This window comes from Mycobacterium sp. (genome assembly GCF_049278535.1).
GTDB lineage: Bacteria > Actinomycetota > Actinomycetes > Mycobacteriales > Mycobacteriaceae > Mycobacterium.
On sequence record NZ_JBAPMI010000137.1, the window covers coordinates 1 to 15039 of the forward strand.

General features: G+C 67.1%; 16 protein-coding genes and 1 pseudogene. 6 read left to right on the forward strand and 11 right to left on the reverse strand.

Going from position 1 to position 15039, the window contains the following annotated elements:
- Positions 1-1083 (forward strand): flavin-containing monooxygenase (locus tag WAO18_RS08880; RefSeq protein ID WP_422205637.1); only part of this gene is annotated, 1083 nt, incomplete at its 5' end.
- 19 nt (positions 1084-1102) lie between these two features.
- Positions 1103-2125 (forward strand): NAD(P)H-dependent glycerol-3-phosphate dehydrogenase, encoded by a 1023-nt coding sequence (locus WAO18_RS08885; RefSeq protein ID WP_422205638.1) that lies wholly within the window; start codon positions 1103-1105, stop codon positions 2123-2125.
- A gap of 72 nt (positions 2126-2197) precedes the next feature.
- On the opposite strand, the gene WAO18_RS08890 is transcribed toward WAO18_RS08885, so the two are convergent.
- The 3 genes from WAO18_RS08890 to grcC1 all read right to left on the reverse strand — a co-directional run bounded on the left by WAO18_RS08890 (position 2198) and on the right by grcC1 (position 4536).
- Positions 2198-2533 carry a type II toxin-antitoxin system HicB family antitoxin gene (locus tag WAO18_RS08890; protein WP_422205640.1) on the reverse strand — a complete coding sequence of 112 codons (336 nt, stop codon included), beginning with the start codon at positions 2531-2533 and terminating at the stop codon, positions 2198-2200.
- A gap of 62 nt (positions 2534-2595) precedes the next feature.
- Positions 2596-3459: a zinc metalloprotease HtpX gene (gene htpX / locus WAO18_RS08895; RefSeq protein ID WP_422205642.1), complete on the reverse strand. Its 864-nt coding sequence runs from the start codon at positions 3457-3459 to the stop codon at positions 2596-2598.
- Positions 3460-3528: 69 nt separating this feature from the next.
- Positions 3529-4536 (reverse strand): nonaprenyl/(2E,6E)-farnesyl/geranylgeranyl diphosphat synthase, encoded by a 1008-nt coding sequence (grcC1, locus tag WAO18_RS08900; protein ID WP_422205643.1) that lies wholly within the window; start codon positions 4534-4536, stop codon positions 3529-3531.
- A 15-nt stretch (positions 4537-4551) separates the two neighbouring features.
- On the opposite strand from grcC1, the gene menJ reads away from it, so the two are divergent.
- Entirely contained in the window at positions 4552-5778 is a 1227-nt protein-coding gene (menJ, locus tag WAO18_RS08905; RefSeq protein WP_422205645.1) for a menaquinone reductase, read from the forward strand.
- Here menJ and WAO18_RS08910 read toward each other — a convergent pair.
- Positions 5771-6475 (reverse strand): demethylmenaquinone methyltransferase, encoded by a 705-nt coding sequence (locus WAO18_RS08910; RefSeq protein WP_422205647.1) that lies wholly within the window; start codon positions 6473-6475, stop codon positions 5771-5773. The genes menJ and WAO18_RS08910 overlap by 8 nt on opposite strands.
- 113 nt (positions 6476-6588) lie before the next feature.
- Here WAO18_RS08910 and WAO18_RS08915 point away from each other — a divergent pair, with 113 nt between their 5' ends.
- Positions 6589-7413: an SDR family oxidoreductase gene (locus tag WAO18_RS08915; protein ID WP_422205648.1), complete on the forward strand. Its 825-nt coding sequence runs from the start codon at positions 6589-6591 to the stop codon at positions 7411-7413.
- 1 nt (position 7414) lies between these two features.
- Here the strand turns inward: WAO18_RS08915 and WAO18_RS08920 are convergent, their stop codons facing one another.
- A complete protein-coding gene (locus WAO18_RS08920; RefSeq protein WP_422205650.1) occupies positions 7415-8569 on the reverse strand; it encodes a glycosyltransferase family 4 protein in 1155 nt (384 codons plus the stop codon).
- An 85-nt stretch (positions 8570-8654) separates the two neighbouring features.
- Between WAO18_RS08920 and WAO18_RS08925 the strand changes: the two genes are divergently transcribed.
- Positions 8655-9284, forward strand: coding sequence for a DsbA family protein (locus WAO18_RS08925; RefSeq protein WP_422205652.1), 630 nt, complete (start codon positions 8655-8657; stop codon positions 9282-9284).
- Here WAO18_RS08925 and WAO18_RS08930 read toward each other — a convergent pair.
- The 3 genes from WAO18_RS08930 to WAO18_RS08940 are packed head-to-tail and all read right to left on the reverse strand — an operon-like array spanning position 9248 to position 12267.
- The gene (locus WAO18_RS08930; RefSeq protein ID WP_422205664.1) at positions 9248-9763 is read right to left on the reverse strand and encodes a DUF3592 domain-containing protein; all 516 of its coding nucleotides are present in this window, start codon (positions 9761-9763) and stop codon (positions 9248-9250) included. The two genes, WAO18_RS08925 and WAO18_RS08930, sit on opposite strands and share 37 nt — an antisense overlap.
- Before the next feature lie 23 nt (positions 9764-9786).
- The gene (menD, locus tag WAO18_RS08935; protein ID WP_422205654.1) at positions 9787-11433 is read right to left on the reverse strand and encodes a 2-succinyl-5-enolpyruvyl-6-hydroxy-3-cyclohexene-1-carboxylic-acid synthase; all 1647 of its coding nucleotides are present in this window, start codon (positions 11431-11433) and stop codon (positions 9787-9789) included.
- A gap of 45 nt (positions 11434-11478) precedes the next feature.
- Positions 11479-12267: an alpha/beta fold hydrolase gene (locus tag WAO18_RS08940; RefSeq protein ID WP_422205656.1), complete on the reverse strand. Its 789-nt coding sequence runs from the start codon at positions 12265-12267 to the stop codon at positions 11479-11481.
- A gap of 90 nt (positions 12268-12357) precedes the next feature.
- Here WAO18_RS08940 and WAO18_RS08945 point away from each other — a divergent pair, with 90 nt between their 5' ends.
- Complete coding sequence (locus WAO18_RS08945; RefSeq protein WP_422205658.1) at positions 12358-13185, forward strand: alpha/beta fold hydrolase; 828 nt, start codon at positions 12358-12360, stop codon at positions 13183-13185.
- Here WAO18_RS08945 and WAO18_RS08950 read toward each other — a convergent pair.
- The 3 genes and pseudogenes from WAO18_RS08950 to WAO18_RS08960 all read right to left on the reverse strand — a co-directional run.
- Complete coding sequence (locus WAO18_RS08950; RefSeq protein ID WP_422205660.1) at positions 13182-13901, reverse strand: DJ-1/PfpI family protein; 720 nt, start codon at positions 13899-13901, stop codon at positions 13182-13184. The genes WAO18_RS08945 and WAO18_RS08950 overlap by 4 nt on opposite strands.
- Positions 13898-14860 carry a GlxA family transcriptional regulator gene (locus WAO18_RS08955; protein WP_422205662.1) on the reverse strand — a complete coding sequence of 321 codons (963 nt, stop codon included), beginning with the start codon at positions 14858-14860 and terminating at the stop codon, positions 13898-13900. Before WAO18_RS08955 ends, WAO18_RS08950 begins: the two co-directional genes overlap by 4 nt.
- Before the next feature lie 54 nt (positions 14861-14914).
- A pseudogene (locus tag WAO18_RS08960) lies at positions 14915-15039 on the reverse strand (O-succinylbenzoate synthase); the annotation flags it as partial.

Here is a 15039-nt window from a genome sequence, read left to right on the forward strand (position 1 = left end):
CGCGGCCGCTTCGTGTTCTTCGGATCCGGCTACTACAACTACGACGAGGGCTACACCCCAGACTTCCCGGGCCTCAACGAGTTCGACGGCACCATCGTCCACCCGCAGCACTGGCCCGAGGATTTCGACTACCGGGGCAAGAAGATCGTGGTCATCGGCAGCGGCGCCACCGCGATGTCGCTGATTCCGTCGCTGGCCGAGAAGGCCGAAAAGGTCACCATGCTGCAGCGCTCGCCCACCTATCTGTTCTCGGCGGCCAAGAGCAGCGGACCCATCAATCTGATGCGAAAAGTATTGCCACGCAGGATCTCTCACTCGATAGCCCGGCAGAGCAATGCGTTGCTGGAAGGCGTCATCTGGCTCTTGGCCCGCAAGACTCCAGGTTTCGTGAAGTGGTGGATCCGCCAGATCGCGGTGCACTACCTGCCCGAGGGCTACGAGGTCGACACCCATTTCAAGCCGCGCTACAACCCGTGGGACCAGCGGCTGTGCCTGATCCCCGACGCCGACCTGTACGTCGCGATCGGCGAAGGCCGCGCCGAGGTGGTCACCGACCAGATCGACCATTTCGACTCCAGTGGAATCGCTTTGAAGTCCGGCCAACATCTCGACGCCGACGTCATCGTCACCGCCACCGGTCTGCAGCTGCAGGCGCTGGGCGGCGTGACAGTCTCCATGGGTGGGGCCGAGATCAAGCCGCAGGACCGCTTCGTCTACAAGGCTCACATGCTCGAGGAAGTGCCGAACCTGTTCTGGTGCGTCGGCTACACAAACGCTTCATGGACCCTGCGCGCCGACATGACCGCCCGTGCGGCGGCAAAGCTGTTGGCCCACATGAAGTCTCACAACTACACCCACGCCTACCCGCATTTGGACGGTGAGCCGATGCCGGAAAAGCCGGCGTGGGACATCCAGGCCGGCTACGTGCTGCGTGCGCCGCATGCGTTACCGAAATCCGGGATCAAGCGGCCGTGGAACGTTCGACAGAACTACTACGCCGACGCCATCGACTACAGGTTCGACCGGATCACCGAGGCCATGGTGTTCGGCCGCGTGGATCAAAAGACCGCGCTGGCCGGATAGCGGCAATAGGCTGATCGCCATGGCAGCTACGCGCGAACCGAACGTCGTCGTTCTCGGAGGCGGTTCCTGGGGCACTACCGTGGCATCCATCTGTGCGCGCCGCGGACCGACGCTGCAATGGGTGCGTTCGGAGAAGACGGCTCAGGACATCAACGAGAATCACCGCAACACCAACTATCTCGGCGAAGACCACGTGCTGTCTGAAAGTCTGCGCGCCACTACCGACTTCGCCGAGGCGGCCCGGGCAGCCGACGTCGTCGTGATGGGCGTGCCGTCGCATGGGTTCCGCGGTGTGCTCACCGAACTGGCCACCGAATTGCGGCCGTGGGTGCCGGTGGTTTCGTTGGTGAAGGGCCTCGAACAAGGCACCAACATGCGGATGTCGCAGATCGTCGACGAGGTATTGCCCGGCCACCCCGCCGGCATACTGGCCGGGCCCAATATCGCCCGCGAGGTCGCCGAGGGTTACGCCGCCGCCGCGGTATTAGCCATGCCCGACCAGCACCTCGCCGCGCAGCTCGGACAGTTGTTCAGCACCAAGCGCTTCCGCGTCTACACCATCGACGATGTGCTCGGCGTCGAGATGGCCGGTGCGTTGAAGAATGTGTATGCGATTGCCGTCGGGATGGGCTACTCGCTGGGTATCGGCGAGAACACCCGGGCGATGGTGATCGCCCGTTCGGTGCGCGAGATGTCAAAGCTGGGCGAGGCGATGGGCGGACAGCGCGACACCTTCGCCGGGCTGGCCGGCATGGGCGACCTGATCGTCACCTGCACCAGCCAGCGCAGCCGCAACCGTCACGTCGGCGAACAACTCGGTTCGGGCAAGACCATCGACGAGATCATCTCCTCGATGAACCAGGTCGCCGAGGGCGTCAAAGCCGCCAGCGTGATCATGGAGTTCGCCGACAAGTACGGCCTGAACATGCCGATCGCGCGCGAGGTCGACGGGGTAATCAACCACGGCTGCACCGTCGAAGACGCCTACCGCGGACTGGCTGCCGAGACGCCCGGCCACGAGGTGCACGGCTCCGGTTTCTAGAAGTCACAACGGCCACATCCGCACCTGAGACTTGGGCATGCACCTAATCCGCAAATGTGACCGTATGCGATATCACAAGTCGAACAAGCCAATTGGCGGCCGATCGGCCAGCTTCTGCACCACCCACTGATTCAGCGACACATTTTGCTCGGCGGCTTCGACAGTGAGCCGAGCGTGCAGCATGGGCGACGTCCGCACGACAAATTTGCCGCTGAACTTCCGTTCGGTGAGCGGCGGCGGAACATCTCCTTCGCGATCGGCTAGGTAGTCGTCGACGGCTTGCTCGACGCCGGCGATCGCTTCCTTGAGCGTCAGCGCCCACGTCGACAGCCACGGCAGTTCGAGACAACGGCCGACGTATTCGCGGTGCTCCGAAGACCACTCGGCGCGGTAGGTGTAGTGGTTCACCAGTGGGTGATATCGCATATGCCCACGAATTGAGATCCACCACATGGTCTGCTTGTGGAGACCTAGCGCCCGGCCATTTCCTCGAGACGACGAATACGGTCGGCCATCGGCGGGTGGGTGGAGAACAGCGAACCGATCTTCTCGCCGGCGCGGAATGGGCTGGCGATCATCAGATGCGCCTGGGCGGCCAACTGCGGTTCGGGAGGCAGCGGCGCGACCTGCACGCCACCGGAGATCTTGCGCAGCGCGGACGCCAGCGCCAACGGGTCACCGGTCAGAATCGCACCGGACTCGTCAGCCTGATACTCGCGCGAACGTGACACGGCCATCTTTACCACCGTCGCCGCGATCGGGCCCAGCATCGAAACCAGAAGCAGTGCAAAGGGATTGCCGCCCTCGCGGTTGTTGCCGAATGCGCCGGCGAAGTACGCAATGTTAGCCAGGGCAGAGATCACCGACGCCAGTGCGCCGGCCACACATGAGATCAATATGTCGCGGTTGTAGACGTGCGACAGCTCGTGTCCCAGCACCGCACGCAGCTCGCGCTCGTCGAGGATGCTCAGAATTCCGGTGGTGCAGCACACCGCCGCGTTGCGTGGATTGCGGCCGGTGGCAAACGCGTTGGGCGCGGCGGTGTCGCTGATGTACAGCCGCGGCATCGGCTGGTGAGCGGCGGTCGCCAGCTCGCGCACGATCCGGTAGATCACCGGCTCCTGCACCTCCGACACCGGCTGCGCGTGCATCGCCCGCAGCGCCAGCTTGTCGCTGTTGAAGTAGGTGTAGACGTTCATGCCGACGGCGAACACCACCGCCCCAAACAAGATCAACCTGCTGTGGAACAGCGCTCCGACGAACACGATCAACGCCGACATGCCAGCCAACAACACGAACGTCTTGAACGTGTTGTGATGCGGATGCCAGGTCATCAAGCTCCTCCTACGACCAGCCGGGTACCTCCATTTAACGCCGGGAAGGACCCGCAGAGTTCCGCAAAGCTAGCCGTGTCGATGGATGGTGTAGTCGACCAGCGTCGTCAGCGCCTGCCGTCCGGGGCCGTCCGGCAGTGCGGCAAGCTCCTCGTGGGCTTTCGCCGCATACTGGGCCACGGTGTCCTTCGCCTTGGCCATGCCCGCCGAGGCCCGCAGCAGCGTCAACGCCTCGGTGACCGCCGCATCGTCCTCGATAGGGCCGACCAGCAGCTCACGCAGCCGGTCGGCATCGGGCCCGGTGTCGTGCAACGCGTACAGGACCGGCAGCGTATGCACACCTTCGCGCAGGTCGGTGCCGGGCAGCTTGCCGGACTCGTCAGGATCGCTGTCGATGTCGATGATGTCGTCGGAGATCTGAAATGCCGTGCCGACCAGGTCACCCAGTCGGCTGAGCCGCTCGATCTGGTCCTCGTCGGCGCCGGAGAACATCGCGCCGAACCGGCCGGCCGCACCGATCAGACAGGCCGTCTTCTCGTGCACCACCTTCAGATAGTGCGCGACCGGATCGGCCTTATCGGCGGCGCCCTGGGTTTCGCGCATCTGCCCGGTGACCAGCTGGGCGAAGGTGTCGGCAATGATCCGCACCGCGTCCGGGCCCAGCCGCGACACCAGCCGCGAGGCCGTCGCGAACAGGTAGTCGCCGGCCAGAATCGCGACGTTGTTGCTCCACCGCAGGTTGGCGCTGGGTGCGCCCCGGCGAACTTGCGCTTCGTCCATCACGTCGTCGTGGTAGAGCGTGGCCAGATGTACGAGTTCGATCACCGCGCCGGCGATCGTCACCTCGTCGGAGTCCGGGCGCGGCCCCAATTGCGCGGACAACACCGTGAAAAGCGGCCGAAATCGTTTGCCACCGGCTTCGAACAAGTGCAGCACAGCATCTGTCATCAGGTCGTCTGACCCGCGCAACTCGGTTTCCATCAGTTGCTCGACACGGGCCACCCCGTCGCGCACATCGGTGGCGAACGCGGCGTCACCGAAGTCCACACCCGCTACCACCGTCGCCGGAGTCCTCACCCGACCAACATACTGGTGAGCATGGACTCCCATGCCGACGTGGTGGTCGTGGGCGCCGGACCGGCCGGGTCAGCGGCGGCCGCGTGGGCCGCGCAGGCCGGCCACGACGTGCTGGTGATCGACGCGGCGAACTTTCCGCGCGACAAGGCCTGCGGTGACGGGCTGACGCCGCGCGCGGTCGCTGAGCTGGAACGGCTGGGCCTGGGCGAATGGCTCGATGCGCGGATTCGGCACCGCGGCCTGCGGATGAGTGGCTTCGGCGGCGAGGTCGAGGTCGACTGGCCCGGCCCGTCGTTCCCGTCGACCGGCAGTGCGGTGGCCCGCGTCGAGCTGGACGATCGGATTCGCAAAGTCGCCGAGGATTCCGGCGCCCGTATGCGCCTTGGTGTCAAAGCTGTTGGTGTCCAACATGACTCGTCAACCCGGGTGACATCCGTGACGCTGGCTGACGCGACGCAGGTCGGCTGCCGCGAGCTGATCGTCGCCGATGGCGCCCGCTCGACGCTGGGGCGCGCGCTGGGCCGGCGGTGGCATCAGGAGACGGTGTATGGCATCGCGGCCCGCGGATACTTGACCACGCCACGCAGTGATGATCCTTGGCTGACTTCGCATCTGGAGCTGCGCTCCCCCGACGGCGCGGTGCTGCCCGGCTACGGCTGGATCTTCCCGCTGGGCAATGGCGAGGTGAACATCGGCGTCGGGGCGCTGTCCACCTCGAAGCGGCCGGCTGAGCTGGCATTACGTCCGCTGATGTCGTACTACACCGACCTGCGCCGCGACGAGTGGGGCTTCGAAGGCCAACCCCGCGCGATGGCCTCGGCGCTGCTGCCGATGGGCGGCGCGGTTTCGGGGGTGGCCGGGCGGAACTGGATGCTGATCGGCGATGCGGCGGCCTGTGTCAACCCGCTCAACGGCGAAGGCATCGACTACGGACTGGAGACCGGCCGGCTGGCGGTGGACATGCTCGGATCGGGCGATCTATCGAAGGCGTGGCCCCATGTGCTGCAAACCCATTACGCGCGAGGGTTTTCGGTGGCCCGCCGGTTGGGGTTGTTGCTGACTTTCCCGCGGTTCCTGCCCGCGACCGGTCCAATCGGGATGCGCTCGACGAGGCTGATGGGCATCGCGGTGCGGGTGATGGGCAACCTGGTCACCGACGACGACGCCGACTGGGTCGCACGGGCCTGGCGAGGCAGCGGGCGGGTCTCCCGATTGATGGACCGCCGAAAGCCCTTCAGCTGATCGGTTTTTCGTGCGCCTTGTATGCCGCGTGCAGGGCGACGATCCCCCCGGTCAGGTTCCGCCACCGCACCGCCGACCACCCGGCACCCGATATCTGGTGGGCCAGCTCGGCCTGATCGGGCCAGGCCCGAATCGACTCGGCAAGGTAGACATAGGCTTCCGGGTTACTCGACACCGCCAGCGCCACCCGTGGCAACGCCTGCATCAAGTACTCCTTGTACGCCGTGGCGAACAGTCGATTGGTCGGCGTGGAGAATTCGCACACCACCAACCGCCCGCCAGGCCGCGTGACCCGGGCCATCTCGCGCAGGGCCTGGTCGCGCTTGGCGACGTTGCGTAGCCCGAAGCTGATCGTGACCGCGTCGAACACGTTGTCGCCGAACGGCAATCGGGTCGCGTCGCCGGCCACCTTGGGCACCATGCGGGCATGGCCCGCAGCGAGCATCCCGACCGAGAAGTCCGCCGCCACGCACCACGCGCCGGAGCTGGCCAGCTCGACCGTCGACACCGCGGTGCCCGCGGCCAGGTCGAGCACCTTCTCCCCGCCCCCAATGCGTAGCGCCTTGCGGGTCGCGCGGCGCCAGTAACGGTCCTGGCCCAGTGACAGCACGGTGTTGGTGATGTCGTAGCGCCGCGCGACGCCGTCGAACATCGACGCCACTTCACGGGGGTCTTTGTCCAGCGTTGCGCGGTTCACGTCGTCGAACCTACCCGGACCCGCGCTGCGACGATGCGGGCCGTGTAGCGGCCCGAGGAGGAGCAGCGCAATCGGACGGGAATGCCGTGCCGATGGATGCGTTGCACCACGGCGTGACTGAAAAAGTTTGGTTTATCACCGGTACCTCACGCGGCTTCGGACGGGAATGGGCGATCGCGGCTCTCGAGCGGGGCGACAAGGTCGCCGCCACCGCGCGCGACACCGCGACCCTTGACGACCTGGCGGCCAAGTACGGCGACGCGCTGTTGCCGATCCGGCTGGACGTCACCGACCGCGCTGCCGACTTCGCCGCGGTCAAGCAGTCCCACGACCATTTCGGGCGGCTGGACGTCGTCGTCAACAACGCGGGCTACGGTCAGTTCGGGTTCGTCGAAGAGCTGTCCGAGCAGGACGCCCGCGACCAGATCGAGACGAACGTGTTCGGCGCGCTGTGGGTCACCCAGGCCGCACTGCCGTACCTGCGCGAGCAGCGCAGCGGCCACATCATCCAGGTGTCGTCGATCGGCGGCATCACGGCGTTCCCGAACGTCGGCATCTACCACGCGTCGAAGTGGGCGCTGGAGGGCTTCTCGCAGGCGCTGGCGCAGGAAATCGCGCCGTTCGGCGTGCACGTGACGCTGATCGAGCCGGCGGGCTTCGACACCGACTGGGCCGGCTCGTCGTCGCGGCGCGCCGAGGAGCTACCGGCCTACGCCGAGGTGCACGCGGCGACCGAGGCGGTGCGCAAGCAGCGATGGTCCGCGCCCGGTGATCCGAAAGCGTCGGCCGCGGCGGTACTGAAAGTGGTGGACGCCGAGCAGCCGCCGCTGCGGGTGTTCTTCGGCACCGCGCCGCTGGAATTGGCCAAGGCCGACTACCAGGACCGGTTACGCACCTGGGAGCAGTGGCAGTCGGTGGCCGAGCTGGCTCAGGGCTAGCTCACTGGCCCTGAGCATGTTGCCTGCGCGCCATCCGGGCGCGGGCGATCGGCGACAGCACGGCCTCGTAGTGGCCGAGCAGCTCGTCGCAGATGGCGGGCCAGCTGCGTTCGAGCACGCTCTTGCGGGCGGCCACCGAGTAGCGGGACCGTTCTTCTAGCAGATGCGCGACAGCATTGGGCAGCTGCGCCTCGAACTCCTTGACTCCCAACAGCAACCCGGTGCGCCACGGCGTCACCAGGTCGCGAGGGCCGCCGGCGTCGGGAGCGATCACCGGCAATCCCGATGCCAGCGCTTCCTGCACGACCTGGCAGAACGTCTCGTGCTCACCGGCGTGGACGAAGACGTCCATGCTGGCATAGGCCTTCGCGAGCTCTTCGCCGTACAGGGCACCGGTGAAAACGGCTGTGGGCATTGCCGATTGCAGCTTGGGACGGTCGACCCCGTCGCCGACGATCACCACTTGCACGTCGCCGCCGGCGGCCAACGAGGTGAGCCGCTCGACATGCTTCTCCGGCGCGAGCCGGCCCACGAATCCGACGATCGGCTTGCCGTCCGGCGACCAGTGCTGCCGCAGGGCCTCGTCTCGGGCCGACGGCGCATAGCCGATCATGTCCACGCCGCGAGCCCACCGGTGAACCCGCGGAATGCCATGGGCTTCAAGAGATTCCATCGTTGCGGTGGACGGCGCCAAGGTGCGGTCGGCCAGGCGGTGCAAGTGGCGGAACCAGGCCCAGGCCGCCCGCTCGGTTATTCCGATTCCGTAGCTGGCCGCGAACCCCGGCACGTCGGTCTGGTACACCGCGACCGTTGGCACGCCGAGGCGACGGGCCGCCTTCACCCCGCCCCAGCCGAGCAGGGCCGGCGAAGCCAAATGCACGACGTCGGGCTCGAATCCGCGCAGCACACGCAGAATCCGCGGCAGCGGGAGACCCAACGGGAGGGTGGTCACCTTCGGGAACATCCAAGACGGCACCCGGTGTACCCGGATGCCGTCGTAGATTCGGTCTGCGGGCTCTTCGCCGTGAGGCGTATCGGGCGCGATGACAAGGGCTTCATGGCCGGTGCGGCCCAGGTGCTCGAGTGTTCGGACGACCGAGTTGCTCACGCCGTTGACGTGCGGGAGAAAGGATTCCGCGACAATCGCTACTCGCACGCCACTACGGTCTCAGCGTCGCCTGTCGATATGGTTACCGACTGGCATACGCGACACGAACTCTGACGCAAGGGGAAATCTGACAATGCGGTCCTACCTGGGCGTATTGGCAACGATGCTGGGTTTGGTGATGTTCACCACCGGCACCGCACACGCCGACGTGCCACGAACCGTCGACGGCGACGGCGTGCTGGTCGGATCGTGGTTGGCTCCGGTGCAGTTGGAGATCTTCTGCGAGCCGCAATGCCCGCACTGCGCCGAGTTCGAGGCGACCGAGGGCGACCGGTTGACCGGTGCGCTGGCCAGCGGTCGGCTGGCGCTGACGTATCGGTGGATGACGTTCCTGGACGGGCGGCATCACAACGACGTGTCGGCCCGCCTCACCAATGCGCTGTTCCTGGCGGCCGACCCGGCGACATCGCCGACCGCGTATCAGGCTTTTGTGCAAGACCTTTACCGCCACCAGAGCTCCGACGGCCCGGCCAACGACGCGGTCGCGGCGATGGCCCGCGAAAGCGGGCTGCCCGACGTGGTGGCCGACCGGATCGCAGCCGGCGACAACCTGGTCGATACCGCCGCGGTGAACGCCGCCAACACGGCACGCCTCAAGCAGGCCGCGCCGGACAACCCGGGCACCCCGACCATCTACAACCTCAACACCAAAAGCCTTGTCGATACTCAGGATCCGGGCTGGCTGGACACGCTGGCCAGCTGACGGTCCAGCCGCTTGTCCAGAAAGGCCAGACCGGTCAGCGCCGCCGCGGCGCTCAGCCAGGCGACCACCGCGATGGAGCCCGCCGGGATGATCGCCAACTTGGCGTTGCGGTGCTGCACGCGAACCAAGTTGGGGTTGCGTTTGTCGTATTCGACGTAAATCCGCATCCCCGTTGCCAATTCGGACGGATAAAGCACACCAAGCTCAGGGCGATAAGTGATCCGGTCCGGTGTCACGAATTCGATGGTGGAGCGTAGCGGCCCGGCGCTGAGCACCTCGGCTTCGGCAACTCCCATATTGTTTTGGACGGCAAAGTCATTGCGCACCGCACCGGCCACCAGCAACAACGATTGCAGCGTGACGAGGGTGGCCAGGATCAGCACGCCGATGCGCGCCAAACGGATGGTGCGGTGTCCGCGGGTGTTGGGAAACTCGCCGCTGCGGCCGTGAATGAGAATGCGGGACCACGTTTTCAGCACGGCAAGCGCGCCGACGAGACGTGTCACAGGGCAGCCTTGATGGCAGCGTGCAACTGCCGCAACGACGATCGGTCAGCCTTGACCTCGAGCACCCGCAGTCCGGTGGCCGGCTCGGCGAGCGCGGCACCCAGTTCGTCGACCTCGATCTGGCGGCTGTCGATGTGATAGGCGCGGCACAACGCGCCGACGTCGACGTCGTGCGGCGTGCCGAAAACCCGGGCGGACACGTCGGAGAACCGCGGGTCGCCCTGCTCGAGCAGTTCGAAGATGCCGCCGCCGTTGTCGTTGGACACCACGATGGTCAGGTCGGTGGGCACCGGTTCGGTCGGTCCGATCAGCAGGCCGGAGCTGTCGTGCACGAAGGTCAGGTCGCCGATCAGCGCGATGGTGCGGCCGCCGGTCTTGTCGTGCGACTTCAACCTTTCATGGGCCAAAGCGGCCCCGATCGCGGTGGACACCGTTCCGTCGATGCCGGCCACCCCGCGGTTGGAGCGCACCTTGATGCCATGCGGGTTCAGCCCCACCAGCGCCGCGTCGCGCACCGGGTTGGATGCGCCCAGCACGAGCTGGTCGCCGGGCCGAAGCACGTCGGCGACTGCGGCGGCCACGTGCAGGCCGGTGGTCAGCGGGTGGCCGGCAAGCTGCTCGCGCACCGCGGCGATGGCATTCCCGTGGAGTTCGGCGCAGCGGCGCAACCATTCCGGGTTCGGCTTGCCGGTGGTCACCGCTCGGGTGCCGGTGGCCTGCGAGTTGCCTGACACATCGGGCCAGCGCGGCCCGGTGGTCAGCGCATAGACCGGCACGGCCGGGTCGGCCAGCAGTGCCGACACCGGCCGGTGCAGGGTGGGGCGGCCCAGCATGATCACCTGCTGCGGGCGCAGCCGCGGCAGCACCAGCGGATGCAGCGGATTGGCCGCCGGCGGCGCGGTGGGCTCGGCGACAGTCGGCAGCGCGGCCAGCTCGGGTTGCTCGCCGGCGCCGTGACCGGCGATCACGATGGTGTCCAGGCTGAGGTCGATATCCAGCGGCTGGTCGAAGCTGACCGCCGGGGTGTACGTCCACGGCCTGCCGTCGGGCCGGCCCGGTGGGGTGGGGCCAGGCTCGAGATCAGGCACCAACGGCTCGCGCAGCGGGATGTCGAAGTGCACCGGGCCGGCGTTGGCACTGCGTGCCCCGGTCGCGGCGACCAGCACGCGGCAGGTGGCCGACCGCCAGGTCGCGTTGAGCGCATCCATTAGCTCCGGCGCGTCCTCGGCCAGCCCGAGGCTGATCGTTGCGCGGACCTGAGTGCCGAAGTAGCCCAGCTGTTCCATGGTCTGGTTGGCGCCGGTGCCCAGCATCTCGTAGGGCCGATTGGCCGACAGCACGATCAGTGGCACGCGGGCGTAGTTGGCCTCCACCACCGCCGGACCCAGGTTGGCCACCGCGGTGCCCGACGTCATCGCAACGCAGACCGGGGCACCGGCGGCGATCGCCAGCCCGATGGCCAGGTATCCGGCGGTGCGTTCGTCGATGCGGACGTGCAGCCGGACCCGGCCGGCCCGGTCGGCATCCTGCAGCGCGAACGCCAGCGGGGCGTTCCGCGAGCCCGGGCACAACACCACATCGCGGACACCGCCGCGGATCAGTTCGTCGACGACGACGCGGGCCTGTGCCGTCGAGGGATTCACCAGACCAGCCTAGTCGGCTGACGATGCGGGCCGGTCGGCCGCGACTCAGTACCCCATGCTGGCGAAGAACTTCAGCACCGCGGCGTTGACCACCTCGGGCCGCTCCAGAAAACCGAGATGGCCGGTGTCGGCGATCTGCAGGTACCGGGCGCCGGGGATGGCGTCGGCAACTTCTTTGCCCAGGTGTGGCGGTGTCACCACGTCGTCCGCGAAGCCGATCACCATCGTCGGTGTGGTGATGCCCTGGTAGGCGGGCAGGCGGTTGCCCTGCGGCGAAGCCCAGCCCTGCCGGATCAGCCCCGGCGTGATCTTGATCGGCCAGATGTTGAACATGCCGATCCACTCCGAGACGACCTCGTCGTTGCTGAGTGTCTTGGGCGAAAAGCTCTCCAGCAAACGGAATTTGGCGTCATAGGAGGCCGGCAGTTCCACTCCGGACTTGCCGAATTCGTCCTCGGCGCTGCGGAAGAATTCGCGCGCCTTGTCCAGCCGGCCCCGGGTGGCCATCAGCACCGCCTGGCTCACCAGTTCGGGCCGGGTCAGCAGCAGCTCTTGAGCGATGTAGGAACCCATCGACACCGCCACGATGCGCACCGGGCCGACGCCGATCGACTCGATCAGCGCCGCGGTGTCGGCGACCATGGTCTCGGTGGTGAAACCGTCGGCGTTCGCGGTCGCGCCGACCCCGCGATTGTCGAAGGTGATGACGCGGTAGCCGGCGTCCAGGAAGGCCGGGACCTGATGCAGGTGCCAGGTGCGGCCCAGACCGCCGCGGCCGGCGATGAAGAGGACGGGTTGCCCCGTCCCTTTGTCGTCGTAAGCCAGGTTGATCACGACGACGAACCTACGCGATACCCCGGCCTTGGCAGTATTTGGCAGTCCGCCGCGTCGACCTGGCAGCGGGCTTGCGCCTTGACTGCCTACATGACACAGCTAGCACTCACCCAGGCAACCATCGACTACCGGGAGTTCGGGCCGCGGGATTCGGCACATCCGCCGGTGTTCTTCGTGCACGGCGTCTTGGTGGACGGCCAACTGTGGCACGGTGTAGCCGAAGAGCTCGGGCGGCGGGGATACCGCTGCATCGTGCCGAATCTGCCACTGGGCTCGCACACCATTCCGGTCAGCGACGCCCGGGCACTGTCGCTCGACGGTGTCGCCGAGATCGTCAACGACGCGATCGCGGCGCTCGACCTGTCCGACGTGACGCTGGTCGGCAGCGACACCGGCGGCGGAATCTGCCAGCTGGCCGTCGACGCCCGGCCGGACCGGATCGGCCGGCTGGTGCTGACCAACTGCGACGCCTTCGACCAATGCCCCCCGTTCCCGTTCGACGCAGTGTTCAGCGTGCTTCGCGGCCCGATCTCAATCAGGGCGCTGTTCGCGCCGATGCGACTGGCGGCGCTGCGGCACTCCGGGCTCGGCTTCGGCATGCTGATCAGCCGGCCCGACAAGCACATCACAGCCGACTGGATTGCGCCGTGCCTGAATGACACCCGCATCTGCCGTGATCTGGCGGCGTTGCTGCGTCAGATCGCGGTTACCGACCTCACCGACGTGGCGACCCGGCTGACGCGGTTCGACAAGCCGGTCACCCTGGTCTGGGGTCAGGGCGACGTAGTGTTCAAGCCGAGCCTGGGCCGGCGCCTGGCCGACGTGTTTCCCAACGGGAAGCTCATCGAGGTACCGGGTTCGAAAACCTTTGTCTCGCTCGACGAGCCCGGCGCGGTGGTCGACGCGATCGCCGGCTAACGACGGGCTTTGGATCGCACCGCACCCAGCGCGCGATCCCACAGCAGCTGCGCCCCGGCCGTGAGTGTTGCCGGTATGGCAACGTCGCGGGCCAGCGCTGCGGTGGCGGCCGCTTTGGTTTTCGCCGATGCCTTGGACATGTGGCCGGAGTCGAACGGCGGCTCCGGGTCGTATTCGATCCCTAACTGGATCGCCTTCGCGCGTTCTTCGCCGCCGATCTGGCCGGCCAGCCACAACGCCAGGTCGATACCGGCCGACACCCCGGCACTGCTCACGATGTCGCCTTCGTGCACCACACGCTGGTCGCCAACTGCGTTGACGCCCAACGTTTTCAGCAGGGCGAGCACACTCCAGTGCGAGGTGGCGCGCTTACCGTCGAGCAGGCCGGCGGCGGCCAGGATGACCGAACCCGAGCACACCGACGCCGTCCAGGTCGCGGTCTGGTGTGCGGTGCGCACCCAGTCCAGCAGTTTCTCGTCGCGGGCGTGTTCGATGGTGGTCATCCCACCCGGCACCAAAATCACGTCGGGCGAAGGGGTTTCGTCGAACGAGTGAGTGGCGCCGATAACGAGGCTGGCGGAGTCCGCAGTGATCGGACCGGGCTCGTGCCACAGGAAGCGCACCTCGGTATCGGGTAGCCGATGCAGCACTTCGTAGGGACCGATGAAGTCCAGTGCAGTGAAGCCCGGATAGATGACGATCGCGATTTGTGTCATGCGAATGCCTTTCTGTATTGGTCGGGTGATACGCCGACTCGTCGAATGAAGTTGCGGCGCATGGTTTCCGCGGTGCCGAAGCCGCACCGGTTCGCGATGGTCACTACGGTGTCGTCGGTCTGCTCGAGTTGGCGGCGGGCCGCCTCGGTGCGGACCCGCTCGACATAAGCGCCGGGCGCCTCGCCGACTTCGTCGGTGAACACCCGGGTGAAGTGCCGCGGGCTCATCGCGGCGAGGCGAGCCAGCTCGGTGATGCTGTGCGGGCCACCGGGTTCGGATTCGACAGCATCCTGCACCGCACGGATCGGTTCACGTCTGGCCCGGGCCACCCAGATCGGCGCGGCGAACTGCGTCTGTCCGCCGGGCCGGCGCAGGTGCATCACCAGATGCCGGGCCACCGTTTGTGCCACCTCTGTCCCGTGGTCGTCTTCGACCAACGCCAGCGCCAAGTCGATGCCCGCACAGACGCCCGCGGCCGTCCAGATCGTCGGCGAGCTGCGCACGAAGATCGGATCCGGGTCGACATCGATCGCCGGGAACTCCCGCGCCAAGTCGTCGGCGTGCGCCCAGTGGGTAGTCGCCCGGCAGCCGTCGAGCAGGCCGGCCTTGGCGGCCAGGAACGCTCCGGTGCACACGGTGACGACGCGGCGCGCGTGCGGCGCCGCGGCGACGATCCAGTCGATCAGCCGCGGGTCGCGTCGATCAGGACGGGTGCCCTGCCCGCCCGGCAAAACCAGGGTGTCGACGGCTTCAGGCGGGTTGGGCAGTTTGGCAGTGCCGAACGTCAGCCCGGTCCCGGTGGCCACCGGTCGCCCGTCGAGGGAGGCCAGCTCCGGGTGGTAGCCCACTTTGCCCTGGGCCGCCAGCGCCTTGGACGCTCCGGCGAATACGTCGAATGGCCCGACGAGGTCGAGCGCCTGCACGCCGGGGAAGCCGACTATCAGCACTTTTTGCGTCATGCACTCAGTGTTGGCGATGGCACCCCATGTCGTCTACGCCATGCACCCCACGAATCAGGACATCAGCGGATAGCAGGCGCCAATTCGGTCGAGCCACCACTGTCGGCGCTGCGGCGACGCGGCCAGTGCCTGCAGTCGGGCCGGGTCGGGCGTGATCGGCCCGACCGGCAGGTAGCCGT